The 25,861-nt window shown below is 71.5% G+C and carries 18 protein-coding genes; 8 read left to right on the top strand and 10 right to left on the bottom strand.

The features are described 5' to 3' along the window. Window positions 1-145 precede the first annotated feature (145 nt). Together ACQP03_RS10695 and ACQP03_RS10690 are read right to left on the bottom strand one after the other, a co-directional pair. Window positions 146-1,462, bottom strand: coding sequence for a cellulose binding domain-containing protein (locus ACQP03_RS10695; protein ID WP_357120568.1), 1,317 nt, complete (start codon window positions 1,460-1,462; stop codon window positions 146-148). A gap of 532 nt (window positions 1,463-1,994) precedes the next feature. Next, window positions 1,995-4,964 (bottom strand): AfsR/SARP family transcriptional regulator, encoded by a 2,970-nt coding sequence (locus ACQP03_RS10690; protein ID WP_357171479.1) that lies wholly within the window; start codon window positions 4,962-4,964, stop codon window positions 1,995-1,997. A gap of 408 nt (window positions 4,965-5,372) precedes the next feature. Here ACQP03_RS10690 and ACQP03_RS10685 point away from each other — a divergent pair, with 408 nt between their 5' ends. Beyond that, window positions 5,373-7,382, top strand: coding sequence for an amylo-alpha-1,6-glucosidase (locus ACQP03_RS10685; RefSeq protein ID WP_433460839.1), 2,010 nt, complete (start codon window positions 5,373-5,375; stop codon window positions 7,380-7,382). 22 nt (window positions 7,383-7,404) lie between these two features. On the opposite strand, the gene ACQP03_RS10680 is transcribed toward ACQP03_RS10685, so the two are convergent. The 3 genes from ACQP03_RS10680 to ACQP03_RS10670 form a co-directional block, all read right to left on the bottom strand. After that, window positions 7,405-7,920 carry a sigma-70 family RNA polymerase sigma factor gene (locus tag ACQP03_RS10680; RefSeq protein WP_357120577.1) on the bottom strand — a complete coding sequence of 172 codons (516 nt, stop codon included), beginning with the start codon at window positions 7,918-7,920 and terminating at the stop codon, window positions 7,405-7,407. Between the two features lie 169 nt (window positions 7,921-8,089). Next, window positions 8,090-8,536 (bottom strand): DUF4333 domain-containing protein, encoded by a 447-nt coding sequence (locus ACQP03_RS10675; RefSeq protein WP_357171477.1) that lies wholly within the window; start codon window positions 8,534-8,536, stop codon window positions 8,090-8,092. 16 nt (window positions 8,537-8,552) lie between these two features. Then, entirely contained in the window at window positions 8,553-9,233 is a 681-nt protein-coding gene (locus tag ACQP03_RS10670; RefSeq protein ID WP_357171476.1) for a hypothetical protein, read from the bottom strand. A gap of 233 nt (window positions 9,234-9,466) precedes the next feature. Here ACQP03_RS10670 and ACQP03_RS10665 point away from each other — a divergent pair, with 233 nt between their 5' ends. Next, window positions 9,467-9,763 (top strand): WXG100 family type VII secretion target, encoded by a 297-nt coding sequence (locus ACQP03_RS10665; protein WP_007457407.1) that lies wholly within the window; start codon window positions 9,467-9,469, stop codon window positions 9,761-9,763. 87 nt (window positions 9,764-9,850) lie between these two features. After that, a complete protein-coding gene (locus ACQP03_RS10660) occupies window positions 9,851-14,221 on the top strand; it encodes an FtsK/SpoIIIE domain-containing protein (RefSeq protein WP_363661500.1) in 4,371 nt (1,456 codons plus the stop codon). A 54-nt stretch (window positions 14,222-14,275) separates the two neighbouring features. On the opposite strand, the gene ACQP03_RS10655 is transcribed toward ACQP03_RS10660, so the two are convergent. Next, on the bottom strand, window positions 14,276-14,944 hold the full coding sequence (locus ACQP03_RS10655; protein WP_363661501.1) for a hypothetical protein: 669 nt from the start codon (window positions 14,942-14,944) through the stop codon (window positions 14,276-14,278). Further along, on the bottom strand, window positions 14,941-15,246 hold the full coding sequence (locus ACQP03_RS10650; protein WP_357120592.1) for a hypothetical protein: 306 nt from the start codon (window positions 15,244-15,246) through the stop codon (window positions 14,941-14,943). Before ACQP03_RS10650 ends, ACQP03_RS10655 begins: the two co-directional genes overlap by 4 nt. 200 nt (window positions 15,247-15,446) lie before the next feature. Between ACQP03_RS10650 and ACQP03_RS10645 the strand changes: the two genes are divergently transcribed. The 4 genes from ACQP03_RS10645 to ACQP03_RS10630 all read left to right on the top strand — a co-directional run bounded on the left by ACQP03_RS10645 (window position 15,447) and on the right by ACQP03_RS10630 (window position 19,319). Further along, the gene (locus ACQP03_RS10645) at window positions 15,447-17,270 is read left to right on the top strand and encodes a putative T7SS-secreted protein (RefSeq protein ID WP_357120595.1); all 1,824 of its coding nucleotides are present in this window, start codon (window positions 15,447-15,449) and stop codon (window positions 17,268-17,270) included. Further along, a complete protein-coding gene (locus ACQP03_RS10640; RefSeq protein WP_357120598.1) occupies window positions 17,270-17,833 on the top strand; it encodes a type VII secretion system-associated protein in 564 nt (187 codons plus the stop codon). The genes ACQP03_RS10645 and ACQP03_RS10640 overlap by 1 nt, the downstream gene beginning before the upstream one ends. A 308-nt stretch (window positions 17,834-18,141) precedes the next feature. Continuing rightward, complete coding sequence (locus ACQP03_RS10635; protein WP_433460838.1) at window positions 18,142-18,606, top strand: sigma-70 family RNA polymerase sigma factor; 465 nt, start codon at window positions 18,142-18,144, stop codon at window positions 18,604-18,606. Next, window positions 18,603-19,319 (top strand): anti-sigma factor family protein, encoded by a 717-nt coding sequence (locus tag ACQP03_RS10630; protein ID WP_363661502.1) that lies wholly within the window; start codon window positions 18,603-18,605, stop codon window positions 19,317-19,319. The genes ACQP03_RS10635 and ACQP03_RS10630 overlap by 4 nt, the downstream gene beginning before the upstream one ends. Before the next feature lie 78 nt (window positions 19,320-19,397). Here ACQP03_RS10630 and ACQP03_RS10625 read toward each other — a convergent pair whose 3' ends face one another. The 3 genes from ACQP03_RS10625 to ACQP03_RS10615 form a co-directional block, all read right to left on the bottom strand. Then, the gene (locus ACQP03_RS10625; protein ID WP_357171472.1) at window positions 19,398-20,321 is read right to left on the bottom strand and encodes a hypothetical protein; all 924 of its coding nucleotides are present in this window, start codon (window positions 20,319-20,321) and stop codon (window positions 19,398-19,400) included. A gap of 116 nt (window positions 20,322-20,437) precedes the next feature. Then, entirely contained in the window at window positions 20,438-21,646 is a 1,209-nt protein-coding gene (locus ACQP03_RS10620) for an alcohol dehydrogenase catalytic domain-containing protein (protein WP_363661503.1), read from the bottom strand. Window positions 21,647-21,737: 91 nt separating this feature from the next. Continuing rightward, a complete protein-coding gene (locus ACQP03_RS10615) occupies window positions 21,738-24,638 on the bottom strand; it encodes an AfsR/SARP family transcriptional regulator (protein ID WP_363661504.1) in 2,901 nt (966 codons plus the stop codon). Window positions 24,639-24,886: 248 nt separating this feature from the next. Between ACQP03_RS10615 and ACQP03_RS10610 the strand changes: the two genes are divergently transcribed. Next, window positions 24,887-25,843 carry an RNA polymerase sigma factor gene (locus ACQP03_RS10610; RefSeq protein ID WP_363661505.1) on the top strand — a complete coding sequence of 319 codons (957 nt, stop codon included), beginning with the start codon at window positions 24,887-24,889 and terminating at the stop codon, window positions 25,841-25,843. Window positions 25,844-25,861: the final 18 nt, after the last annotated feature.

Here is a 25,861-nt window from a genome sequence, read left to right as displayed (position 1 = left end):
CGCTAACATCGACATTCGCGCATAAAGCGCCGCGTCTTCCCCGCTGCCGCAGCCGTGCTCGCGAGGATTCATCGACGGACTGCCGGCCGCGCCCGCCCCGGTGCCCAGGCCCGGAGTCGGTGACTCCCGGCCCGGGCATCCGTGCTCAGGGGCTGGTGCAGGTGACGTTGCCGGGCGGGGTGGCGCCGTCTCCGGTGGCGGTGAATCCGAAGGTCGTCGAGGCGTTCGGCGCGAGCGTGCCGTTGTAGTCGGCGTTGCGCACGGTGACGTTGCCGGTGGTCCCGGTGTTGACACCGCTCCAGAGGCTGCTGATGGCCTGGCCATTGGCCAGGGTCAGGCGCACCGTCCAGCCGTTGATCGTGCCGGACGTCCCGTTGGTGACGGTGAACTCGCCCTGGAACCCGCCCGGCCAGCTGTTGATCGCCCGATAGGTGGCGGCGCAGGTGCCCGGCTCACCGGTCGGCGGCGGGGTGGTCGGCGGCGGCGTCGTCGGCGGCGGGGTGGTCGGCGGCGGCGTCGTGGGCGGGGGCGTGGTCGGCGGCGGCGTGGTGGGCGGAGTCGTCGACTGGAACTGGCTGAAGAACCGCCAGATCTCACCCGAGGTCCAGGTCCGCGAGTCGTTGGGGCTGCCCGACCCGTCGACCGGGCTCGGGGTGTGGTCGCCGTCGAACGCGGCCCACTGCACCGGGTACCCCGAGCGGCAGCCGGAGTAGGTGGTGGTGATGTGGGTCAGGCTGCCCTGGCTGGGCTCGCGTGGGCTCTGTGCCGTGCAGCCGTTGTTCCGCACGAACGTGTCGCGCAAAGCCCGACCCTGCGAGATGTTGAGCACGCTGTCGTGGATGCCGTGGATGCCGAAGTACGGAACCGGCTGGGTGCCGCCGCTACAGCCGCTGAGGTTCGCGCCGGAGAGCACCGCGACCGCGCGGATGACGTTGGGTCGGGCACAGGCCACCGCGTAACTCATGGCCCCGCCGTAGCTCCAGCCCAGGGCGAAACGCTGCGTCGTGTCGACGCAGAGGTCGTTCTCGACCTGCCTGGAGATGTCGTCGAAGAGGGTCAGGTCCCGCCCGTTGGTGTTGGCCCACCCGGCGTTGATGCCCTGCGGCGCGACGAAGATCGTGCTGTTGTTCGACAGCGGCGCGAGGCCGTAGTAGCCGGCCGAGGCGACGTTGTTGGCCGATCCGTTCAGCCAGTGGAAACCGAAGACCAGGCGGTACTGGCGGTTCCGGTCGTAACCGCTCGGGATCTGGAGGATGTAGGTGCGGCTCTGGCCGCTGCTGGTGATCGTGCGTGTCCCGTTGGTGAGGGTGGGCGCCTTACCGCAGCCCGCGGTCGCCGCCAGGGTGCCGTTCGTGGCAGCCGCCGCCTCGCCGCGGAACCCGGCGGTCAACGCGCCGCCGGTAGCCACGACGAGAACCGCCGCGGCCGCGACGAACGTCAGTAGTTGTCTCCGTCTGACCATTGCTCGACTCCTTGCCGTTGATCGTGCGTACGACATGCACCTCGAGCCGGTTCGTGCCGGGTGGGGTGCTCGCCCGCGCGGGCGGGACGAGGGCCGACCGACGAGGTGCCGTGACAGGACGTCCTTCCGTTGCGGGCCGACGTGCTCGTGCGGCCGGTGCGGCGTACACGGGTGGTGTACGGGCCGTACCGTCGCTGCCGGGTTGTCCGCGACGGGGCATGGAATGCGGGGAATGCGGCCGGACCGGGGGGGCGTCCGACGACCGCGCGGTCGCCTGGCAGTGGCGGAGCGGCCCGGACTGGTCACCGATCGGTGCGGCGGCGGGAGGGCGGGCCCTCGGCATGCCTGCGCCGACTGACTGCAGTGACTGGGAGCGTGCCCTTCACTCCCCGCGCCGGAACATAGCATGTTATCGATAACACGCTCAACCGACCGAGTGCCGCGCAATCGACCGACATGGTCGGTCCGACCCATTAAAGCCCTGGTCAGGCGGTCGACCGCAGAGCGGCACGCCCATCCCCGGGAACACGCGTCACCGCTGCGTGTCCTCGGATCGCGAGGCGAAGGGGGTGACCTCGAGGAGCCTGTCCCCCAGGTCGCAGACCGTGTCCCGCATGCGACGGGTCCCGCCGTTCTGCATGGCGTGCATGGCGTCGCAGGCCCCCCGCCAGGCCTGACAGGCGCCGGGCACATCGTCGAGATCCAGCAGGGTCCCGCAGAGCTGGGCGGACGCCTCGAAGACGTCGATCCGACTGTGCGCCTCGACGGCCGCTCGGAGGCCCTGCTCGAGCTGGTCCCGAGCGTGGCTCTGGTGCCCCAGCAACGCCAGGCACTCGGCGATCAGAATGCGGATCGCCGGTTCGTCCGTCCCTGGTCCGACCTTCTCGCTCTGGGCCAGCGCCTCGTCGAGGCACCCCATGGCCTCGCCGGGAGCACCGAGTCGGACCAATGTCCGGCCCCGGGCCACGCACGCCCAGATCTCGCCCTGCTCGAAGCCGGCGGCCCGGTAGAGGGACAGTGCTCGCTCGTTCTCCGCGAGTGCCCGCTCGTGCCGGCCGAGCTGACTGTGGATCCGGTGCAGGGCACTGTGGACGCCGCCCAACTCCGCGATCATGCCGCGCTCGGTGAAGATCTCTCGGGCGCGGGTGAGCAGGTCGAGTGCCTCGTCGTAGCTGGCGAAGTGGAAGCAGGAATCGGCCAGACTCCACATAGCGTGGGCCGCACCCAGGTCATCCCCGCTGCCGTTGGCAGCCCGCAGAGCCACCCGCATCACGTCCTGCCAGTCGTGGAACCGCCCGGTGAGCCGCAACCACGGCCAGATGGTGAGAGCCAGCCGCCAGGGTGGGACACCGAAGTCGCCCTCCGCCGCACGGCGAACCGCCTCGAACAGGACCTCCCGGTGATCGTCGAACCACCGCATCGCGGCCTCGTACGAACCGGGTCGCTCGGCGATGACGCCGGCCGGGGCCGGAGTGGGGGCAGCCGCCGGGCTCGTCGGTACCAGCCGCAGCGCGGCCTGGTGGCTGCTGTGCAGGTAGTGGTGCAGAAGTCGGTCGATCGCCGCCTCCCGGTCGCGGACCGACTCCGCCGCCAGGATCAGCTCCTGCGCGTACGCCCGGACGAGGACGTGCGAGGTGAACCGGCCCCGGTCGTCCTCGTCGAGCAGGGCCGCCTCGGCGAGTTCGCGCACCATGGCCCGCGTCTGCTCCAGCGGGGTCTGGGACATGCTGGCGAAGGCCTCGGCCGAAACGCCGGCCGCCATGGCCGCGGAGGACAGCCGGAAGAGCCGTGCCGCGTCCGGGCTGAGCTGACGGTACGACCAGGCGAAGGCGGCACGCGGATCGCATCCGCCGTGGTTGCCGGAGAAGGCGGTGAGTCGCCGCGCGCCGTCCCGGAGTTCCGCGGCGACGTCCTCCAGAGCGAGTCGCGGACGCGCGCTCAACCGGCCGGCCAGGATCGCCAACGCGAGGGGCAGGCGCCCACACATCTCGATGATCTCGTCGAGGGTGTCGGACACCTCAGCGCTGCCCGCCGGGGAGCGGTTCGGCGCGTCCTTCAGCCGGCGCTGGACCAGCCTTCGGGCGGTCGGCATGTCCGGAGGATCGAGATGCAGCAGGTGGGCTCCGTCGCGGACGGCGAGATCGACGAGCGGACTGCGGCTGGTCACCAGAACCAGACACTCCGGGGAGTTGGGCAGCAAGGGGCGCACCTGGGCGGCGTCGAGCGCGTTGTCGAGGAACACGAGCAACTTCCGGCCGGCGGTGAGGCTCCGGTAGATGCCGACCCGTGCGGCGAGCGTCTCCGGGACGCTGGACATGTGGAAACCCTGCGACGACAGCAGGGATCCGAGCGCATCGCTGGCCGAGAGGCTGTCGGTCTCGGGCTGCTCCGCGCGCAGGTCGAGGTAGAGCTGGCCGTCGGTGAACTCCCCGGCGACCAGGTGGGCGAAGTGCGCGGCCAGCGTGGACTTGCCCACGCCGCCCATTCCGTCGAGTGCGACAACCAGCGGACCCGTCCCGCGCGCGTCGGCCGTGTACTCGCACATTCCGGCGAGAGTCGCGAGTTCGGCGGTACGTCCGACGAAGGCGGGGAGATCGGGTGGGAGCTGCGCCGGACGCACCAGCGGCACCGGCCACGAGCGGTCGCGCCGCCGCGTCTCTGGGCCGGTCTGGCCGTTCGGCACCGAGGTCGCCGTCCCCGCCAGGACGCGCCGGTGCGCGGCCTGGAGCGCCTCGCCCGGATCGATGCCCAGCTCCTCGACGAGACGGGTGCGGACGGTCCGGAAGAGCCCCAGCGCCTCGGCCTGGTGGCCGCTCGCCCCGAGCGTGGCGATGAGACTCGCCTGCACCGGCTCGTGGAACGGCGCCATCGAGGCGGCCAGCCGGAGGGGCCGGAGCAACCGCGTCGGCCGGTCCAGTGACATGGCGAGTTCGGCCGCCGGCACGCACCCGTCGAGGAATTCCTGATCGAGCGCCGCGAAGATCGACATCGAGGTGGTGCCGTGGGCGTACGTGTCACCGGCGGGCCCGCGCCACAGCCCCAGGGCCTGGGCGTACCGATCCAGCGCCGCGTGACGGTCGCCGGCCGTGAGCTTGGCGCGGGCGGCCCCGACGAGCTCACGGAAGCGGAACAGGTCCAGCGAGCCGGGCGCGGGCGCGAAGAGGTAGCCACTACCGTGCCGCCGCAGGTACGTGCCGGAAGCGCGCAGCGGGAGCGAGGGTTCCATCAGCCGCCGCAGCGCGCCGACGTACTTGTGGATGACGTTCGTGGCGCTGGCCGGAGCGTCCTCACCCCAGACCAGTTCGATGAGGTCGGTCGCGCTGACCGGTCGCCCCGCGCGGGCGAGGAGCAGGGCCAGCAGGCGGCCCTGCTGTCGGGGGCCGACGTCCACCTCGACACCGTCACGCCACAGTCGCAGGGGACCCAGGATCTCGAAACGCAGGCTGCCGTCGGTCGGCCGGGGTCCGTCTTCTCCGTGGCGGGCATCGGTCGAAATCGACAATTCAATCTCCTGTTTCGCCGTACCCGCCGCCACCACCGAGCTTGCCAGTCTACGGGTGCGCGGCCGAGGACGACCCGTCACCGAGACGCGATCCGGACGAAACGGTGGAGCACGGCACCCGACAATAGAAATGTCACTGCGCGGAATACACGAGGCAGGGCCTCTCCGACGCCGTTCGTCGCTTTTTCGCCGACTCCGTGGATTCCAGGCGATACGGCCGCGAGACTGCCCTTTCGGCTCCTAGACTGCGAGCGTGTACGGCGGGGCCGCCCCTGCCAACGGGGAGGTGCGGGTGCCATGAATTCTCGGCCGACGAAACAGCAGGAACGCCCTCACGGCGGAGCCAACCGTGACATGCCTCCGGAACTCGGCTCCGATTCCGTTGGCATATTCGAGGGCCGAACCTTCATGTTGTCCAATGCTGTCGGCGACGTGCCCGCCGATTCCATTGCGGGACTGGTGCACGACGACACCCGTTACCTCAGCCGTTGGGAGATGACGCTCGACGGACACGCCCCGCTGGTGCTCAGCGCCAGCACCGTCGACGCCTACTCCGCGGCCTTCTTCCTCGCCAACCCGGAGCTACCGAACCTGCGGGCGAACGGCATCGGGCTGCGCCGGGAGCGGTTCGTCGGGGACGGCATGTACGAGCGGATCGAGTTGCAGTACTTCGGCGTCGAACCGGTCTCCGTACGCCTGCGGCTGGATGTCGGCGTGGACTTCGCCGACCTCTTCGAAATCAAGCGAGCGGGGCGGAGCCGGCTCGCCGATATCCGACGGAACCACCGGCGGGACGGCTCCGCCCTGCTCTTCTCCTACCGGAACTCGGGCTGGTCGGCCGGCACCACCGTCGAGGCCAGTCCCCCGGCCGACCGGGTCGAGGGCGACTCGCTGGCCTGGGAAGTGCGCCTGGAGCGCGGCGACACCTGGGGGTGCGAGGTGCGCGTGCTGCTGAACTGTCAGGGTACGGACTTCCAGCCGACCAGCCGTGTCTTCGGCGAGGCACACGCCACCGACCCCGACGACGTGGCATCGCGGTGGACGACCAACAAACCGGATCTCAGCGCGGATTCGGAGCTGTTGCGCAACGTCTACCACAAGACGGCCGTCGACCTGGTGTCGATGCGCATCGTCAAGGAGATCAACGGCCAGAAGGTCGTGCTGCTGGCCGCCGGCATGCCCTGGTTCCTGACTCTGTTCGGCCGGGACACGCTGATCACGGCGTACCAGAGCATCACCTGCGGTCCGGACGTCGCGCGCGGGGCGCTGGTCGCTCTCGCCGCGCACCAGGGCACCGTCGTCGACGACTTCAGCGACCAGGACCCCGGCAAGATCCTGCACGAGTTCCGCTCCGGTGAGCTGACGCAGCTCGGCATCGAGCCCTACGGCCCCTGCTTCGGCGCTGCCGACACCACCCAGCTCTGGCTGATCCTGCTCTCCGAGTACTGGCGGTGGACCGGCGACGACGCGTTGGTGCGGCAGTTGCGGCCCAACGCCGACGCGGCGCTGCGGTGGATCGACGAGTTCGGGGACCGCGACGGTGACGGGTACGTCGAGTACGGCACGCGCTCTCCGAACGGCATGCGCAACCAGTGTTGGCGCGACTCGCCGGACGGCGTGCAGTTCGCCGACAGCAGGCTCCCCGACCTGCCGGTCGCCACCTGCGAGATCCAGGGCTACACCTACGACGCGAAGGTACGCGCCGCGGAACTCGCCGACGGGCCGTGGGCCGACGCCCCGTTGGCGCGACGGCTGCGGACCGAGGCCGCCGATCTGCGGGAGCGGTTCAACCGTGACTACTGGCTGCCACAGCGCGGTGGCTACTACGCGATCGGCCTGGACGCGGAGAAACGCCCCATCGACTCGATGACCTCGAACATGGGCCACCTGCTGTGGAGTGGGATCGTTCCGCCCGAGCGGGCGGCCCTGGTGGCGCGGCAGCTGATGTCCGACGAGATGTTCTCCGGCTGGGGCGTACGGACGCTGTCGACCACGGACGTGGGGTACAACCCGATCGGCTACCACCTCGGGACCGTGTGGCCGCACGACAATTCGATCATCGCCGCCGGGCTCGCCCGGTACGGCCACCGGCACGAGGCCAACCGCATCGCGATGGCGTTGCTCGAAGCGGCGGCCCACTTCGACTACCGCCTGCCCGAGGCGTTCTCCGGGTACGACCGGTCACTGGGCCGACGACCCGTGCCCTACCCCACCGCCTGCAACCCCCAGGCGTGGGCCAGCGGGGCGCCCCTGCTCTTCCTGCGGACGATGCTCGGGCTCGACGTCCGCGACGGCGTCCTCGCCACCGATCCGCACATCCCCGAGACGTTGGGGGGCATCCGGCTGACCGGGGTCACCGTGCACGGCGCGAAACGGATCGTTGACGCCTCCGGTTCGCGGTTGCGCTCCCCCGCCTGAGCTGGCGGGCGAACCGGCCCGGTCAGGCCGCCGGGCGGCTCGTCCGCAGGGTGTGGAGCGCGTCCTGATGCCGGGAACGGACGGTCCGGACCGGGACGCCCAGCGCACGGGCCGTCTGGTGGGTGGTCCGTCCCGCCAGGTAGGTGTGCAGCAGCACCGCGCGGTGCTCGACGGACAGCCGGCGCAGCATCGAGACCGCCTCGGCCGCGGCGACGGCGGCGTCCGCGTGGTCCGGTTGGGCAGCGTCGACCTCCGGCTCGATCCTCTCCCGCCCGACGGCGACCTCCCGCAGCGACGCGACGGCCAGGTCACGCGCCACCGTCATCAACCAGTCGCCGATCGGGACCTCGATGGGGCGGAGGCGGGCGCCCTTCTGCCAGGCGTGGATGAACGTCTCCTGCACGATGTCCTCGGCGAGGTGGTGGTCCACCACGAGCCTCTCGACGAAGGTGAGCAGCGGCCCGAAGTTCTCGGCCATCAACTCGTCAAGCGCGGGAGTCCGGGCGGACGCCGCACAGGTGTGGGGAGCCGTTGTCATCGCTGGTGCCTGGTCCTTAACGAGCTGGTCTACGAGCGGGCCCGCCACCGGCACGTCCGGCAACCGGCGATCGGCCCGGCCCCGACGCTACGGTCGGCCAGTTACCAGCCTCGTGACGAACTCTTACCGACCCGGCCGGCCCGGCAGCGAACCCGCCCGCCCTGGCCGGCTACTTCGGGCGCGCGACCTCCAACTGGCCCGTGGACCGGACCGTCACCCAGGTCGTGACGGTAGCCCCGTCCACCTCGGCGGTGCAGGTGAACCGGTGGCCCTCGATGACCGGCTGGTCGACCGGGCAGGCGACGGTGTCCGCGTTCAGCCCGTAGTCGGCCCGGAGCACGGTCAGCACCTGGCGTTGCAGGGCGGCCGTGTCGAGGACCTTCTGTCGCGGGAGGTCGGGCCGGGTCACGGCCACGACCGTCCCCGCGACGACCAGGAGGACGACCGGAACCGCGACGGCCACCACGAGTTTCGGAGCGGGCCGCCAGCGTCTCGCCGTCGGCACGGTCGCCGCCGGCCCCCACTGCGGCCCAGGAGCCGGCTTCCAGCGGGGTGCCCGCAGGGCTGCCCCCGCGCCGGTGACCGCCGGGCTGTCGGACGCGCCGTCCGGGCTCATCGTCGACTCCACGATCTCAGCGGGCGGTGGGGGTGGGCACGGTGACGACCTCCGGTAGCGGCTTCGTCTTCGCGCCGGTCGGGGCGACCGCGAACCAGGTGCCGCCGACTCCCTGGCCCCGGATCTCGCCGGGCGCGGTGTCCTTGGCGAACAGGTAGACCGGCCAGCCGCCGACGGTCACCTGGCAGGTGCCGTCGGCGCGCTCGACGTACCCGACGAGTTGGGGGTCGACGCCGTCGGGATAGATCCGGCCGGGTGACGAGATGAGCAACGGGGGCCAGGTCCTGGCGCAGTCACCCGCGCAGGTCGCCTTCGGTGGCTTCGCCGAGTCCTTGTCGAACCGGTAGAGCGTCCTGCCCTGGCCGTCCGCGACGTACGTGCCGATGTCAGGCTGCTCCATGGCCCGCAACGCCACCACGTTGCTGCCCTGACCGCGGTCCGGGCTACCGGAGACGGGGACGTCGGACCGCCCGCTGAAGATCTGGACGCGGCGCTGCGTCTTCGCCACGGTCGGCGGCGGCACCGGGCTGACCTCGATGACCTGCGGGCCCGGGTCCGCGGTCGCGGTGACCGACGCGGCCACGGACGCCCCCTGGGTCGGCGCGCTCGCGGTGCCGCCCGCCCCCGTGGCCTCCCCGCACGCGGTCAGCGCCGCCAGGCCGATCACCGCGATCGCGATCCGCGCTCTCTGCACCATGTTCGCTCCACCTCGTATTCGGTGTGGACCGGGCTCGTGCACAGGTCCGGCACCCACACGGACGCCGTACCGAATCGGTTCATCGCCGTACCGCGACGGACAGCCCGGACGGATTCGAACTTGCCCTGAACCGGATGGCGCGAGCATCCGTGTGGGTGGCGGCATCGGCGCAAGACGGTCCACGAGGGGACCGCTCGCCGACCCGCAGAACCACAGGAATACGGGAGGGCGACATGGCCACGTACCACATCGTCAGCGAGGACATCCAGGAGTCCGCGAGCTGGCTGCAGCAGAACATGCAGACTCTGCTGGACGGGATGACCCAGGCCAAGAGCAAGATCGACACGCTGATCCAGGGTGGCTACAACACCCCGGGCGCGCAGCAGCAGTTCGGTCCGTACTTCGAGGAGTACAAGGGCAGCGTCGACCAGACCCTGCACGGCATGGAGGGCATCAGCCAGTACCTCACGCAGGTCAGCGACGCCTTCTCGGAGACCGACACGCAGACCGCCGCCAGCCTCAGCCGCTGACGCGACAAACGGTCGGGGCCGCGTGGTGAGCGATCACCACGCGGCCCCAACCGTGTTCCCGACGGATCGCCCGACCAGGAGATACCCGTGCGCCTGCTGCTCACCGTCACGGATCAGTCCACCCCCGCAACCGACTACCAGGTCGAGGCCGCCCTCGACTCCACCGTCGCGGAGCTCGCCGAGGTGCTGGCGGGGCGCCGTCCGGAACCCGGCACCCGAGCACCGACGATCTTCGTCGCCGGCGCTCCCCTCGACCCCGGGCTGACGCTCGCCGACGCCCCGCTGTGGCAGGGCAGCGTCGTCGAGCTGGATCGTCCGACGTCCGTGTCACCGCCACCGGCGGCCGGTCCGCTGGAGATCCGGGTGGTCAGCGGTCTCGGCGCCGGCAACCTGTACCCGCTCGCCATCGGCGAGCACGCCGTCGGCGCCGCCGACGACAACCACGTCCGCGTACACGACGACCCGCTCGCTCCCGTGCTCGCCCGGCTGCGGGTGACCGAGGACGGGGAGTGCTGGCTCCGTCCGATGGAGCCCGGCCTGTTGCTCGACCGGGTGGAGGTCGACGAGCAGGAGCGGATCTGGAAGCCCGGAGCGCAACTCGCCGCGGGCTCCTCCCTGCTGGAGCTTCGCCGCCCCCTGCGGGACGAGGCGGCGCTCCAGATCTCGGAGGACCGTACGGGCCTCGACTACAACCGTCCGCCCCGCCTACTGCCCGCGGCGCGGACCACCCAGTTCACGCTTCCCGGGCCGCCGGCGCCTCCGGAGCGACGGCCGCTCACGCTGATCACCGTGCTGGCGCCGGTCGTGCTCTCCGGTGCCGCGTTCGTCGTCACCCGCAACCCGCTCACGTTGCTCTTCGCCATCCTGTCGCCGCTGGTGCTGATCGCCGGCCAGATCGGCGCGCGGCGTCAGGGCCGGGCCACCTACCGCTCCCGGCTCACCGAGTACGAGAAGAAGCGGGCCCGCATCAGCGGCGAGGCCGAGGAGGCGCTGGCCGCCGAACGGTCGGTCCGCCGGGACGACTTTCCCGATCCCGCGTCGATGGGGCTGATCGCCACCGGCCCGCAGCGTCGGCTGTGGGAGCGACGCCGCACCGATCCTGACTTCCTGGAGCTGCGGGTCGGCAGCGCGGACCTGCCGTCGGACGTGGTGCTCCGCGACCTGAGCCAGGACGAGAACCGGCGTGAGGTCCGGTGGAGCGCCCTCGACGTACCGGCGACCGTGCCGGTACGCAAGCACGGTGTCGTGGGGGTGGCCGGCGACGCCGTCGCGCGTACGACGGCCCGGTGGATGATGGCCCAGGCCAGTGCCCTGCACAGCCCGGAGGACCTGCAGATCTACCTGCTCTGCGGCACCGCCGACGAGAGCGGCTGGGCCTGGGCGGGGTGGCTGCCGCACCTGCGGCCCCGCGACGGTCAGGACACCCTCGCCACGGTCGGCACCGACACCCAGACGTTGGCCCGCCGGGTCGGCGAGCTGGTGGCCATCATCTCGTCCCGCTCCGGCGAGCGGGGCAGCGGAGCGTTCCGGGACATCCTCGTGGTGCTCGACGGCGCCCGCAAACTCCGGTCCCTGCCCGGCGTCACCCAGATCCTGCGCGAAGGACCGGCGGTCGGGGTGTACGCCATCTGCCTCGACGCCGAGGAGCGGCTGCTGCCCGAGGAGTGCCAGGCGGTCGTCGCCCAGCAGGAGGACGGGTCGCTGCTGGTGACGCAGACCCTCGCCGCCCCGATCGGCGACGTCCACCCGGACGTCGTGTCGCCGGAGTGGCTGTACCGGACGGCGCGGGCGCTGGCGCCGCTGCGGGACATCGGTGGCGCCGACGAGGAGAGCGCCCTGCCCGGGTCGAGTCGGCTGCTCGACGTACTCGGAATGGAGCCGCCGGAGCCGGATGCGGTGACGGCCCGGTGGACCTCGGGTGGTCGGACCACCGAGGCGGTGCTCGGGGTGTCGCTCGACGGGCCGTTCGCGCTCGACCTGAAACGGGACGGACCGCACGGCCTGGTGGCCGGCACCACCGGCTCCGGCAAGTCGGAGCTGCTGCAGACCCTCGTCGCCTCGCTCGCCGTGGCCAACCGTCCGGACGCGATGACGTTCGTGCTCGTCGACTACAAGGGCGGCAGCGCGTTCAAGGACTGCGTCCTCCTGCCGCACACCGTCGGCATGGTGACCGACCTGGACACCCACCTGGTGGGCCGGGCGCTGACGTCGCTCTCGGCGGAGCTGCGCCGACGCGAACACATCCTCGCCGAGGCCGGGGCGAAGGACATCGACGACTACGTGGAGCTGCTGCGCCGCGAGCCGTCCCGCGTCCCGATGCCGCGCCTGCTCATCGTGATCGACGAGTTCGCGTCGATGGTGCGTGACCTGCCCGACTTCGTGACCGGTCTGGTCAACATCGCCCAGCGCGGCCGATCGCTCGGCATCCACCTGGTGCTGGCGACCCAGCGACCGGGCGGCGTGGTCTCCCCCGAGATCCGGGCCAACACCAACCTGCGCATCGCCCTGCGGGTCACCGACAGCAGCGAGAGCCAGGACGTGCTGAACGCCCCGGACGCGGCCGCCATCTCGAAGTCGACGCCCGGTCGCGCCTTCGTCCGTCTCGCCCAGTCGTCGCTGGTGCCGTTCCAGGCCGGCCGGGTCGGCGGGTTCCGCCCCGGCGCGCGCAGCACCGACCGCCCGGCCCCCTGGTTGGCGCCACTGTCCTTTCCCGACCTCGGTCGCCCCGCGCCACGTCGCCGCTCCGGCGAGGCGGCGCCGTCGGCCGAGCTGACCGACCTCGCGGTGCTCGTGACGGCGATCCGGGACGCGAGCGAACGGCTCGGCATCCCGGCCCAGCACAGCCCCTGGTTGGCGGCGCTGCCCACCTCGCTGACCGTCGACGCGTTGCCCCCGGCCCGCGCCAGCGACTACCACCTCCCGGCGGTCGCCTACGGGCTGGTGGACCTTCCGGCCCAGCAGGACCAGGTGCCGCTGGCACTGGACCTCTCCACGCTCGGGCACCTGCACGTCATCGGCTCCTCGCGCAGCGGCCGATCGCAGACGCTCCGGACGATCGCCGGGGCGGTCGCCCGCGTCCAGTCCACGGCGGACGTCCACCTCTACGGCGTCGACTGCGGCAACGGGGCGTTGCTGGCCCTCAACGGCCTGCCGCACTGCGGGGCGGTGGTGCAGCGCACCGAGGCGGAGCGGCTCGGCCGGTTGTTCGCCCGTCTCGTCGCCGAACTGGGCCGGCGGCAGCAGCTGCTCGCCACCCGGGGCTCGGCGAGCATGGTGGAGTACCGGACGGGTGCCGCCCCGGGTGAGCGACCGCCACACATCCTGGTGCTCCTGGACCGGTTCGAGGTCTTCGACAAGACCTTCGCCGACTACGACAACGGCACGATCATGGCCGCTCTGCTGACCCTGCTGCGCGAGGGTGCCGGGGCGGGCATCCACGTGGTGCTCGCGGGTGACCGGGCGATGTTCTCCAGCCGGATCTCGTCCACCACCGACGACAAGCTGGTGTTGCGGTTGACCGAACGCGGCGACTACAGCATGGTCGGCATCAACCATCGGCAACTGCCGGACGAGATCGAGGCGGGTCGCGCGATCCGGGCGTCCGACGGCGCCGAGGCGCAGATCGCCCTGCTCGGCGAGGACACCTCGGGTCAGGGGCAGGCGCGCGTACTCGCCGACATCGCCGAGACGGCCCGGCGGCGGGACGCGGACGTCGCGTCCGGCGACCGTCCGTTCCGGATCGACGTGCTGCCCGACGAACTGACCCTCGCGGACACCGAGACGCTCCACCGACCCGACGGGCCGCTGTGGACGATGGTGGGTGTGGGCGGCGACGAGCTCACCGCGATCGGGCCGGACCTGACGGTCGTCCCGACCCTGGTCCTGGCGGGTCCACCTCGTTCGGGACGGAGCACCGCGCTGCTGACGATGGTCGCCACCCTGCTGCGCAGGGGGACCGAGGTGGTCGTGGCGGCGCCCCGCAGATCGCCGCTGCGCGAGCTGGCCGACCTCCCGGGCGTGCTCGACCTCGTCGCGAGCGAGAACCTCACCTCCGCCATCTTGACGGCCGCGCTGGAGCGCAAAAGCGGACCGGCCGTGGTCGTGCTCGACGACGCCGAGCTGCTGCTCAAGTGCGACGCGGGCAGCGACCTCGGGGAGATCGCCCGAACCGGCGCGGAACGGGGGCTCGGGTTGGTCATGGCGGGCACCATCGACGGCCTGTCCGGCGGCTTCGGCGGCTGGCACGTCGACGCCCGGCGCAACCGGCAGGGCGCGCTGCTCAGCCCACAGGGCCTCGGTGACGGCGAACTGATCGGCGCCAAGCTGAGCCGGGGCCAGCTCGGCGGGGGACGCCTGGGTCGGGCGTTGCTGCACCTGGGCGACGGCACCGTCCGCCTGGTGCAGGTGCCCCGCACCGATCCGGTGGCACTGCGGTCACTGGTGACGCCAGCGGAGTAGAACCCGAACGAGAGGGGGACACCGCGCTGCGGTGTCCCCCTCGTCGATCACCGCTCAGGCGTCGGTCGTCCCCGTAGACTCCGGCCGCGCGGCCAGCACCGGCCGGTCGTCGTCCCAGGTGAACGCCAGGGACTCGGTGATCGCGCCGAAGAGCTCGAAGATGTCCTCCGCCTCCGCGAGGTTCGGGCTCGACCCGGTGACCACCACGACGTCCGCCGATCCCGGCATCGGTACGACGGTGTGCATCACCGCGCACCGCATCGTGACGCCGTCCTGGACGACGTTCTGGATGCCGTACACCCGACCGACGGTGCCGATGCGGGGAATCGTCGCGGTGGTCACCCGCCGCCAGGTCCCGTCGGCCCGGTTGGGGTGCGCCACCGCCGTCAACGCGCCGAGGATGTCGCCGTTGGCCGGTGGCGTGACCACCGCGACCACCACGGTGGCGGTGAGCGGGCCGTCCTCGTACATCTCGAAGACGCCGGCCGCGTGCACCGCGCCACCGCGCCGGGCCTGGCGTACCGACCGGCGTACCTGCTCGGCGAAGCGGCCCGCCTGGTCGGCGGTGAACCCGCCGGTCAGGGCGTGGCCCCGCGCCTCCTCGCCGAGCCGGTTCTCGCTCGCCTCGTCGGCCACCGCGAAGTCGACCCACGCCTGCGGGGTGCGCAGCTCGAAGCCGGTCGGGGTGGGCGTCGCGGCATGGGCCTGGGTCGGGGCGCTCACTGTGCCGCCTGCTGGTCCGGCGCGGTCAACGCGTTGACCGTCTGGGTGTCGGTCTCCCGGAACGCGTCGGCGACGGCCTTCGCGGCGTCGCGTACGCCCCCCAGGTCCTTGCCCACGACGTGCCGACCGTCGCCCCACCGCTTCTCGAAGTGCCGGGCGGCGTCCTCCAGGCCGCGCTGCCCGAGCGTGTCGACCACCGCGCCCATCGACCGGACCGACGCGCTGTCCATCAACTCCTTGGTACGCCGCAGCAGCTCGTGTACGCGTTCCAACTCCGCGCCCGGAACGAGGATCTCGCTCATCGCGCGCACTCCCCCGCCGGCCTGCTCATCGCATCGCTCATCTCCGCACCCTCCCGACCCGTCTCGGCAACTGGGGCGTACACGGATCGGCGGCCGGCCCGGTTCACCAGGTGAACCGATCCACCCCGCGCTACGTGTGCGACTCGGCTCCCGGCGGATGGCTCGGGCGCCGGCCTGACGATGCGATGGGGAGGTTCGTCATGACGCGTCCGGGCGACGCCGAGTGGTCCGTGTTGCAGCTCGACTCAGATCCCGTGCCGGGTGATCCGGAGTCCTTCGAGGAGATCACCAGGGCGTACCAGGAGCTGGCCAGAACCACCCAGGAGGCGCACGACCTGCTCGCGTCCGGCAGCCAGATCGACGTCGGTCAGGGCAAGGCCATGGACGCCTTCCGCGACCTGATCGGCAAACTGCCGGGACGCCTGGACGGGATGGCGAACTCCTACGCCAGCGCCGCCGACGCGTACCTGCGGTACCTGCCCTCGCTGGAAGAGGCGCAGACCATGTCCCTGCGCGCCCTCGACCAGGCCCGACAGGCGGCCGGGGACCAGAGCGCCGCCCAGGCGGCGGCCGTCAGCGCGGCGGCCGCGCTCCTCGTCATGAACGCCGACACCACGACCACTCCGGACGCCAAGGAACAGGCCACCGACGACGCGACCGCCGCCAAGAACCGCGCCGCCGACGCCCAACAGGCACTCGATGGCGCGAAGTCGCTCCTCGGCCAGGCCACCGCCCTACGCGACCAGGCCGCCCGCACCGCCGCCGACACCCTGCGTCAACTCGCCAAGGACGCACCACAACGATCCCTCTGGGACAAGATCGTCGAAGCGTTCAACGCGTTCATCGACTTCCTGCAGAGCACCGTCATCGAGTGGATCACCACCATCCTGGACGTGCTCTCCGTGGTCGCCTCGTTCATCTTCCCACCCCTCGGTTCGGCGATCGGCTTCCTCTCCGGCGCCATCGACCTCGCCGCCGCAGCCCTCGGCGGCGACCCCGCCGAGATCGCCCTCGCCGCCGGCGGACTCGCCCTCGGCCTCGTACCCGGCGGACGCATCGTCAGCCGGGTCCTCAAGTTCGCCAACAAGTTCGCCGGCAAGATTCGCCCCGGCAGCGTCGCGGACGGCATCAGGAACAGCACCAAGGAGGTCACCGGCGGCAGCCGCAGCGTGCCGGGCGCCGGCGCGGCGCCGGGGCGCGGAATCGACGCGAACGTCACCGAGGTCGGCCTCGGCAAGGTCATCAAGGGCGTGTTCAACAAGATCGACATGAAGCTGTTCGACCTGCGGTTCAACCGGGACCTCAAGGCCGCCAAGAAGAAGCAGGCCAACGACCCGACCCTGATCATCGGCCAGAACAGCAAGGGCCACCTCAAGACGTTCCACGCCTCGGACGTCGAGTCGACCCCGCTGGTGGACAACAACGGCAAGCTGGTCGGCGTGCTCTTCCCGAGCAGGGCCACCGACAACGACAACTTCACCAGCTGGGCCCGGACCGACGCCAACCTCGCATTCGGCCGGAACATCGGCGGGACGGCCGCCGACCCGGGGACGAAGGCGGTCCGCAAACTGCCCGGTACCGACACCGGCTTCGCGGGCAACGAGTTCCTTCCCCCGCCCTGGGCCGGCCTGAGAAACGATCCCACCCTGGTCATCGCGCACGGCAACCCGAACGGTGCCGCCGTACGCCTGGCGAACGGCAAGCTGCTGCACGTCCCGGGTGGAGAGTTCGCGAAGGTTCTGCACCACAACGAACTCTTCGATCCCAATTCGAAGAGGTCCATCGCCCTGATCTCCTGCAACTTCGCCAACGCTTCCGGCTCTGCGGGGCAGGACTTCGCCGACGCCATGGCTGCTCTCGGCAACCGGCGAAAGATCTTCGCGGCGAACGAGGTGGTCGTCACCACCGAGGGCGTGGACGTGGACGGTCTGGTGACCAGCCCGGGCCGGCCCATCGCGACGTTGGCGGTGCAGAACGGCGGCGAATTTGCAGAGCTCAAGCCGAAGGGCAAGGGGGCAAAGTGATGAACGAGAACGACAACGGTGACCGGCAGCGAAACTGGATGCTGCTGACGGACGCGCGCTGGAGCGCGCCCGACGAGGGTGCGGCGGACGCGACCGACGTGCCCCCGGTGGAGGCGATCGTCGGTGGCTGGCTGGTGGAGCCCGACGGCACCGTGGGCCGCTTCACCGCGAATCCGCTGTACCGGCCGGAGGACCCGGGGGCGCCCACCAGCCCGGTGGACGCCGCCGCGCAGTTGGTCGCTTCCGGCCGCGCGGGGGTCGACGTGGTGCTCCTGGCGCTGCGGGACAGCCTCGTGGACGTCGCGCTGGACAGCGAGGGTGAGGTCATCGTGGCACCGGCGCCCGACGACGTGCCGTGTGTGCTCGTCGCGACCGGGGTGGTGGACCAGGCCCGGGTCGACGCCGCCGAGTGGCGGCAGGTCGACCTGGGTGATCTGCTGACGCTGCTCCCGGACGGCGTCGACGTCCTGCTGAATCCGGGCGGGCCTCGCTCCATGCGCCTGTTCGCGGATGCGCTGCGGGACGTCGCCGTCGAGGGCGAGCCGTCACCGACCGCCCCGTGACGCACCACCCCGCTGGGGCTCGGACGTGACGTCTGCGCCCCAGCGGGGTGGTGCCGCCGGAAACGCATCGGCGACGGTTGACGTCTCGAATCGGTCTCGACGTGGGTCAGTAGACAAATCTTTTATTGATCAACTAACGGTACTAACAGGACGTGCATCCTGAGGCCCCGTAGACAACCGGCGGGCACGCCGGAGACGTGAGGGTCGGCAAAAGGGTGGTAGCAATGGCGGGATCAGGACCTGTTCGTCGGCGCGAAGTGGCAGGCGAGGCACTGGTCCGGTCCATATTCGAGGAGCACGGACGCGCGATGCTCGCTTACGCGACACAGTTGACCCGCGACCGCGCGGCCGCGGAGGACGTCGTCCAGGAAGCGCTGGTACGCGCGTGGCGTCACCCCGACAGTCTGGTCAACGGCAAGGGCTCGGTACGGGGTTGGCTGTTGACGGTCGTCCGCAACATCGTGACCGACACCGTCCGCGCCCGGAACGCGCGGCCACCCGAGGTGCCCGACGGCCCGACGGAATCCGCGGTCGAGCGTGACCACGCCGACCAGGTGGTCAACTCGATCGTCGTGACGGACGCCCTCAATCGCCTCTCGATCGAACACCGACAGGTGCTCGAGCAGGTCTACCTGCGCGGGAGTACAGTCGCGGAAGCCGCCCAGGTCCTCGGGATCCCGCCGGGCACCGTGAAGTCCCGCTCCTACTACGCACTCCGAGCCCTCCGCGATCTCGCCGAGCGTCGCGCCGGGGTGGAACGGCCTGCCTCATGACATCCGACAGCTCATCGCCCCACGCCGACCACTTCGACGTCGGCGGTTACCTGCTGGGCGCGCTCGACGAGTCCTCGGCCCGCCGAGCCGAGGAGCACCTGGCGGGTTGTGCGCAGTGCCGGGCCGAGGTCGAATCGCTGCGGACGTGGACGGACGCGCTCGAGAACGTACCCGACGTGATGCTGCTCGACGGCCCGCCGGAGGACGGCGACCTGCTGTTGCAGCGCACCCTGCGGCAGATCCGCGGCGAGGCCGCCGACGAGCGCCGCCGCCGTCACGCCGTGACCGGGGTCGCCGCGGCGGTCGTCGCCTCGGCCGTCCTCGGCGGCGCCTTCCTCGTTCCCCGGGGCGACACGACGACGGACGCCACCGCGCCGCCGCCGAGCCCGAGCGTCCCGGCCGACCGGGCGGTCCGCTCCGCCAGCGCCGCCGATCCGCGCACCGGCGCTCGTCTCGCCGTCGCCGTCCAGCCGGCCCCCGGCTGGGTACGCCTCAACGCCACGGTGTCCGGCATCCCGCAGGGCCAGCGTTGTCGCCTGCTGGTCGTCGGCAAGGACGGCAGCACGGTACTGGCGGGCAGTTGGCTGGTGTCGGAGCGCGGGGCCGCCGAGGGCGTCACCCTGGACGGCAGTGCCCTGATCGACGAGGCCCAGATCGGCAGTGTCCGGGTGGAGACGACCGACGGCACGGTGTACGTCAGCGCGACGCTGTAGGGCATACCACCAGCAGCGACAGACAGCAACGCGCCGGCCCGGCCAGTGGCCGGGCCGGCGCGAGCCGCACCGCCGGGATCAGCCCAGGCGCACCGAGACGACCGCGTTGTCGAAGTCGACGGTCGCCAGATCCGCGACGTCCCCGTTGATCACCTTCGAGCGGCCGGTGCAGTCCGGGCCCGCCCAGAGCTTGAGCGAGCCGGGCGCCGCCACCGAGGAGGAGACACCCGGGCGGCTCAGGTTCCGGCAGCCGGTGCCGGCGACCCCCTGCGAGCCAGCGCCGTCGCCGAAGTTGGTGTCGTCGAAGAAGACGGCGCTGGTGGCCGGCGGGGCCGGCGACTCCGCGCCGGGCTGCTCGCCACCGGACGCGCCGGCCTTGCCGCCGGTCGGGGTCACGCCGAACCAGGTCCCCCCGACACCCTGCCCCTTGGTCTCGCCGGGCTTGGTGTCCTTGGCGAAGCGGTAGGCCGGCCAGCCGCCGATGGTGACCTGCCGGCTGCCGTCCGAGCGCCGGACCGTACCGACGGCCTCCGCCTTGACCCCCGCGACGAAGATCTTGCCGCCCGGCGTCACCGTGACCGGCGGCCAGGTGGTGGCGCAGTCACCGTCGCAGTTCGACGTCGGCGGGTTGTTGCTGTCCTTGTCGAACCGGTACAGGGTCAGTCCCGCGCCGTTGACGACGACCGGGTCGAGTTTGCCCGCCCGGCCCACGGTCAGCTGGACCCAGCGCTGCGCCGACTCGCGGGCGGCCCCGGTCGCCACCCCGCCGTTGGGTACCGCCCAGTCACCGGTGCCCTGAGCCGCGTTGTTGGACTTCGCGGTGCCGGACGTGAGGGCGAGGTCGGCGACACCGGCCCCGCCCTGTGGTGATGCCGCCGGGCTGCCGCTCAGGTCGGCGGCCCGCGCTGGGCCGGGTGGCACCTGGCTCGGGCCGCACGCCGTGAGCGTCACCGCGCCGACGGCCAGCGCGGCGATGAGGGGTGTCACGTGGTTGCGCATCATCGGAAATCTCCAGCAGTCACCCGGCTCCCAGGAGGTCCGGAAACCGTTCGCCCCTCACACGGAACAGGTCCGGAATCGGTTCAGGGCGGGTGCTGCCGCAGTCGGCCCCGAGGAACTCAGGTGGTGCCGAGGGCCACCTTCAGCCAGCCGGGGCTGCGCAGGTCGAACTCCCGGTACGCCCCAACGGCGTCGGTCAGCGGTTCGTGCTCCGTCACGACATCCTCCGGACGGACCTGACCGGCGGCGACCATGGCCGCCAGCCTGGGGATGTACCGGGGATGGTTGCCGTTGCCGGCGCGGATGGTCAGGTTGCGTCCCATGGCCACACCGATGGGGAAGTACCGGTCGCCGGGCGGATAGACACCCACGATGCCCAGCGTGCCGACCTTGGCCAGGCTGTCGACCGCCCAGGTCTGCGCCTGGCTCGGCGCGTCACCCGGCTTCCAGTGCCCATCCTGGCCCTGACTGTCGAGGTTCGGGGAGATCCCGCGTTGTTCCTCGGCGTTGCGCTCGGCGTCCTTGCCCGCCGCAGGTCCCGACTTGGCGCTCTCACTGTCCACTCCGACGGCGTCGATGGCGCAGTCGGCGCCGATACCGTTCGTCAATTCCATGATGGCGTCGACCGGGTCCACCTCGTTGAAGTTGATCACCTCGGCGCCACGGCCACGGGCATGCTCCAGCCGGTCGGCGTGCCCGTCGATCGCGATCACCCGGGACGCGCCACGCTGGTACGCGGAGAGGATGGCGAACTGACCCACCGGACCGCAACCCCAGACCGTCACCACCTTGCCGTCGTCGGCATCGGCGAGGACCGCTCCGAAGTAGCCGGTCGGGTAGATGTCGGACAGCGTAATGGCCTGCGACTCGGTGACGTTCTCGCCCAGGGAGATCAGGTTGGTGTGCGCGAAGGGCACGCGCGCGTACTCCGCCTGCAAGCCGTTGAACGGACCCTGCATATCGGGTGAGCCGGGCGAGGCCGTACCGGTCCGCGGTCCGAGCGGGTTCGCGTTGTCGCACTGCGCGAAGAGGCCCCGGCGGCAGTACCAGCAGGACCCGCAGCCCAGCACCGCCGAGATCACCACCCGGTCACCCGGTCGGAAGTTGTGGATCTGCGAGCCCACCTCCTCGACCACCCCGACGCCCTCGTGGCCGAGGATCTTGCCCGGCGACATCCCGGGCATGGTGCCGCGGACGAAGTGCAGGTCGGTGCCGCAGATCGCCGCTGTGGTGACCCGGACGATCGCGTCCGTGGGTTGTTCGATGCGGGGCTCGGGCACGTCGTCGACCCGAATGTCACCGATTCCGTGGAAAACGACGGCCTTCACGCGTACTCCCATCCGCGCTGGTCGCCGCAGTGGCGCCAGCCCTCGACAACGGGACCCGGCTTCCCCGGGCGGGCCACGACAAACCGCCCGCTCACGCCAGTTTCTGGGCCAGTCGGGTGACCGAGGCACGCATCCCCTCGGTGCCGCCGTCGGGAAACTCCCGCAGCAGCGTGCGCGCCTGTTCGAACGCCCGGCGGGAACCGGGCAGGTCACCGACGGCGATGAGCACGTCGGCCATCTGCCGCAGCGCGGCGAACTGCGACGGCCGGTTCCCCACGCGCCGCGCCGTGCTCGCCGCGAGTTCCAGCTCCGTCACCGCCTCCGCGACCCGGCCGGTCTCGACCAGGTTGTCCGCGACGGCGGCGCGAATCGCGCTCTCCTCGTGCGCACGCCCCGCCCGCTGGTTGAGGTCGAGCGCCTCCCGGAGCACCTGGATCGACTCAGCGACCTGCCCCAGGGCGGTCAACGACCGTCCCATCCGCAGCAGGCTGCAGATCTCGCCCTGCCGGTGGCCGAGCAGCCGGAACAACGCCAGCGCCTGCGTGCTGTGCGTGAGCGCGCGGTCGTGTCGGCCCAGCACGCTGAGCACCTGGTGGCAGTTGTTGTGCACCAACGCCTGTTCCAGACGCATGCCCCGGTCCTGGTAGGTCGGTGCGGCCTCGCCGAGCAGGCCGAGCGCCTCCTCGTGGGCTCCGAGAAAGTACCGGGCGCCCGCCAGGCTGCGCAGGACGTGCGCTTCCCCGACGACGTCGTGGCGTGCCCGCGCGGCACGTAGCGCGTTGCGCATGACGTCCTCCCAGTCCTGGAAGCGTCCGGCCCACTGCAGGTACTGCTGCATCGAGATGGCGAGCTGCCACGGCACGATGCCGTACCCGACGTCGGCGGCGAGGCGCACCACCTCCGTGAGCACCTCCCGCTGGCGGTCGAACCAGGCGATCGCTTCGTCGTGCGTGTCCGGCCGTTCGACGACGACACCGGGCAGCGGCGGCGCCGGCTCGATCGGCGAACGGTTCGGGTTCAACGCAAGCTGCGCCTGGTAGCTGCTGTGCAGATAATGCTGCAGCAGGCGGCTGAGCGCCGCCTGTCGTTCCGCCGCCGGCTCCTCGGCCTCCCACAGCTCCTCGGCGTACGCCTTGACCAGCACGTGCGACGTGAGTCTGCCGTCCTCGTGCTCGCTCACCAGCGCCGCGTCGATCAGCTCGGCGAGCAGGGCACGCGTGGTGTCCGGGCCGCGGTCGGCGAGGCTCACGCAGGCCTCGGCCGTGACACCGGGCAGCGGGGCGGCCGACAGCAGTCGGAACAGCCGGGCGGCCTCCGGACTGAGCTGCCGATAGGACCACGAGAAGGCCGTCCGGGGATCGACCAACCCGCGGCTGGCCGCGAACGCCTCGAGCCGGTGGGCGCTGTCGCGCAGCTCGGCGGCGATGGTGGCGAGCGACAGGCCCGGACGAGCGGCGATCCGGGCCGCCAGGATGGCCAGCGCCAGCGGAAGCCGACCACACAGCTCGATGACCTCGTCGGCCGTGCCGGCCCCCTCCCCGTCGTCGGTCGACCGGCCTGGCAGGCCGGCGAGACGACGTTCGAGCAGTCGACGGGCCGTCGGCAGGTCGGGCGGGTCGACCCGGAGCAGGTGCGCGCCGTCGAAGGCCGCGAGGCCGACGAGGGCCCGCCGGCTGGTGACGATCACGAGACTCCGTGCCGAGTTCGGCAGCAGCGGGCGCACCTGGGCGGCGTCGTGGGCGTTGTCCAGCAGGAAGAGCATCTGCTTACCGGCCGTCATGCTGCGGTACGTGCCGATCCGCGCGTCGAACGTGTCGGGCACGTCGGAGGCGGGCACGCCCACCATGTGCAGCAGCGAGCGTACGGCGTCGTCGGCCGACAGGCGCTCCCCCGCGCAGAGGTGCCCCCGCAGGTCGAGGTAGAGCTGCCCGTCGGCGAACTCGTCGGCCACCCGGTGGGCGAAGTGCGTGGCGAGCGTCGAGGTGCCCACTCCACCCATGCCGTCCATCGCGATCACCAGTGGACTGGTCCGCCCGGCGGTCCGCATCCCCGTGGTCAGGTCGCCCAGGATCAGCAGTTCGGATTCGCGGCCCACGAAGAAGGGCGGGTCCGGCGGGAGCTGCGCCGGGCGGACCAGCGGTGCCGGACGGGCCACCACGGGGTCCGCGTCCTCGGCGGGTGTCAGCGCCGTCTGGGTGAGGGCCCGCCGATGGGCGTCCTGTAGGTGGTAGCCGGGATCGATGCCCAACTCCTCGTCGAGGCGCGTCCGGATGACGCCGTACACGGCCAACGCCTCCGCCTGCTGCCCCGCCGCGGCGAGGGTCGTCACGAGGCTCGCGTGGACCGGTTCGTTGAGCTCACCCATCGTCGCCGCGAGCCGCAGCGGCGTCAGGACCCGGGCGGGCTGACGCAGCCGTACGGCCACCGCGGCGGCGGCGATCGCGGCGTCGAAGAACTCGCCGTCGATGCCCGCGCAGACCGCCGCGGCGGCGGCGCTGTCGAGAAGCCCGTCACCGGACGAACCGTGGCAGCGCCCCAGCGCGTCGAGATACTGCTCCAACGCCTGGTCCGGGCGGTCCTGCGCCAGGCTGGACTTGGCCGCCGAGACGTCGCGGCGGAACGCGACGAGGTCGAGCGTCTCCGGCTCGGCCACGAAGAGGTACCCGTTGCCGTGCCGCAACAGGTACGAGCCGACGGCCCGCGCGGGCAGGTCGGGTTCGAGCAGGCGGCGCAGCGCCGCGACGTACTTGTGGATCAGGTTCACGGCGCTGGCCGGCGAATCTGGACCCCAGACGAGATCCATCAGATCGCTGGTGGTGGTGGGACGCCCCTGCCGGGCCAGCAGGACCGCCAGGAGGCGGCGTTGCTGGCGCGGGCCCGCGTCGAGTTCGGCCGCACCGCGCCAGACCCGCAGCGGGCCCATGATCTGCAGGCGCGGTCCCCCCTGCGACGCCGGTTCCGCTGTCCGACCGGAGCCGACATCGTCCGTCACGTTGATCACGCTGCGTCCACCGAGTGGAGGTCTACTTGACGACGACTGGATCGGACAGTTCGCCGCAGGATCCGACAATCCCGGGCGCGGGGAAGCCGACACCGGGGTCGAAGGCGGCACGCACCGACCGGCTCGGCCCTGCGGAGGCGAGGTCCTGTCTCGTAACCCATGTTCAGCAGACGTCGCCGGCGAGACGAAAGTTCGATCCTCTTAATGGATTTTTCCCACCGGCGAGCTAGCGTTCCCGGATGCTTCTCCCGACCTCGACGCACGTGTCGGCCGACGACATGGTCGAGCAGGTCCGGAGCGCCCAGCAGGGCGATCCGGCCAGCTTCGCGCTGCTTCTCGACCGCCACTACGCCGGCATGCTCGCGGTGGCACACCGTCTGTTGGGCTCCCGGCCCGACGCCGAGGACGCCTGCCAGGATGCGGCGATCACGGCGTTCAGCCGCATCGGTGAGCTGCGCGACCCCGGCGCCGCGCGGTCCTGGCTACACGCCATCGTGCGCAACAACTGCCGGACGATGCTCCGCGCCCGCATCCCCGTTCCGGTCGGGGTGGCCGGCGAGAATCTGCTCGCCTCGGAGCTGGACGACCCGGTCGCCCGCATCGAGCGCAGCGCCATGCGGGACTGGGTCTGGCACGCGATCCAGCAGTTGTCGCCGGCCGCGCAGACGGTGGCGTTGCTGCGGTACTTCACCAACAACAACTCGTACGAGCAGATCGCCGACCTCTGCGGTACGCCGGTCGGCACTGTCCGTAGTCGCCTGAGCGAGGCACGCCGGCAGTTGGCCGAGGTCCTCCCCCGTGTGCACGACGAGCGGCACGGCGAGACCGTGGCGCTGCGCGCCGAACGACAGCAGGAGGCGGCGACCATCCTGTCGGCGGTACCGGACGGCGCCAGGCTGAACAAGGTGGCCGCCCGCTGGGCCGAGGACATGACCTTCTGGTGGCCGAGCGGCATCCGGACGACCGGTCGGGAACCGGTCTTCGCCGTCATGCGGCAGGACTACGAGTCCGGCGTCGCTGCCAGGATCACCGGAGTGCTCGCCGGGTCCGGCGTCACGATCTGGGAGAACGCCTTCATCAACCCGCCGGAGGATCCGCACCACTGCCCGCCCGGGGGGACCTGGTTGCTGAGGGAGAAAGAGGGCCTGGTGCGCGAAGTGCGCCTTCTGCACACCCCACGGCCGCCCCGGTTCTAGAGAATCCGCGGCGGAATC

Origin of the sequence: Micromonospora sp. CA-248212, from assembly GCF_050948405.1 — a bacterium.
Classification (GTDB): Bacteria; Actinomycetota; Actinomycetes; order Mycobacteriales; family Micromonosporaceae; genus Micromonospora.
The sequence above is the reverse complement of the archived record's forward strand: the minus strand, read 5'-3'. Positions and strand labels throughout refer to the sequence as shown.

Excerpts from the sequence above, each read along its gene's own strand:
- ACQP03_RS10630 (WP_363661502.1), top strand. The coding sequence starts at position 18,603 with ATGACATCCGACAGCTCATCGCCCCACGCCGACCACTTCGACGTCGGC.
- ACQP03_RS10625 (WP_357171472.1), bottom strand. The coding sequence starts at position 20,321 with ATGATGCGCAACCACGTGACACCCCTCATCGCCGCGCTGGCCGTCGGC.
- ACQP03_RS10635 (WP_433460838.1), top strand. The coding sequence starts at position 18,142 with ATGCTCGCTTACGCGACACAGTTGACCCGCGACCGCGCGGCCGCGGAG.
- ACQP03_RS10645 (WP_357120595.1), top strand. The coding sequence starts at position 15,447 with ATGACGCGTCCGGGCGACGCCGAGTGGTCCGTGTTGCAGCTCGACTCA.
- ACQP03_RS10695 (WP_357120568.1), bottom strand. The coding sequence starts at position 1,462 with ATGGTCAGACGGAGACAACTACTGACGTTCGTCGCGGCCGCGGCGGTT.
- ACQP03_RS10650 (WP_357120592.1), bottom strand. The coding sequence starts at position 15,246 with ATGAGCGAGATCCTCGTTCCGGGCGCGGAGTTGGAACGCGTACACGAG.
- ACQP03_RS10685 (WP_433460839.1), top strand. The coding sequence starts at position 5,373 with ATGTTGTCCAATGCTGTCGGCGACGTGCCCGCCGATTCCATTGCGGGA.
- ACQP03_RS10680 (WP_357120577.1), bottom strand. The coding sequence starts at position 7,920 with ATGACAACGGCTCCCCACACCTGTGCGGCGTCCGCCCGGACTCCCGCG.
- ACQP03_RS10640 (WP_357120598.1), top strand. The coding sequence starts at position 17,270 with ATGAACGAGAACGACAACGGTGACCGGCAGCGAAACTGGATGCTGCTG.
- ACQP03_RS10610 (WP_363661505.1), top strand. The coding sequence starts at position 24,887 with ATGCTTCTCCCGACCTCGACGCACGTGTCGGCCGACGACATGGTCGAG.
- ACQP03_RS10675 (WP_357171477.1), bottom strand. The coding sequence starts at position 8,536 with ATGAGCCCGGACGGCGCGTCCGACAGCCCGGCGGTCACCGGCGCGGGG.
- ACQP03_RS10670 (WP_357171476.1), bottom strand. The coding sequence starts at position 9,233 with ATGGTGCAGAGAGCGCGGATCGCGATCGCGGTGATCGGCCTGGCGGCG.
- ACQP03_RS10665 (WP_007457407.1), top strand. The coding sequence starts at position 9,467 with ATGGCCACGTACCACATCGTCAGCGAGGACATCCAGGAGTCCGCGAGC.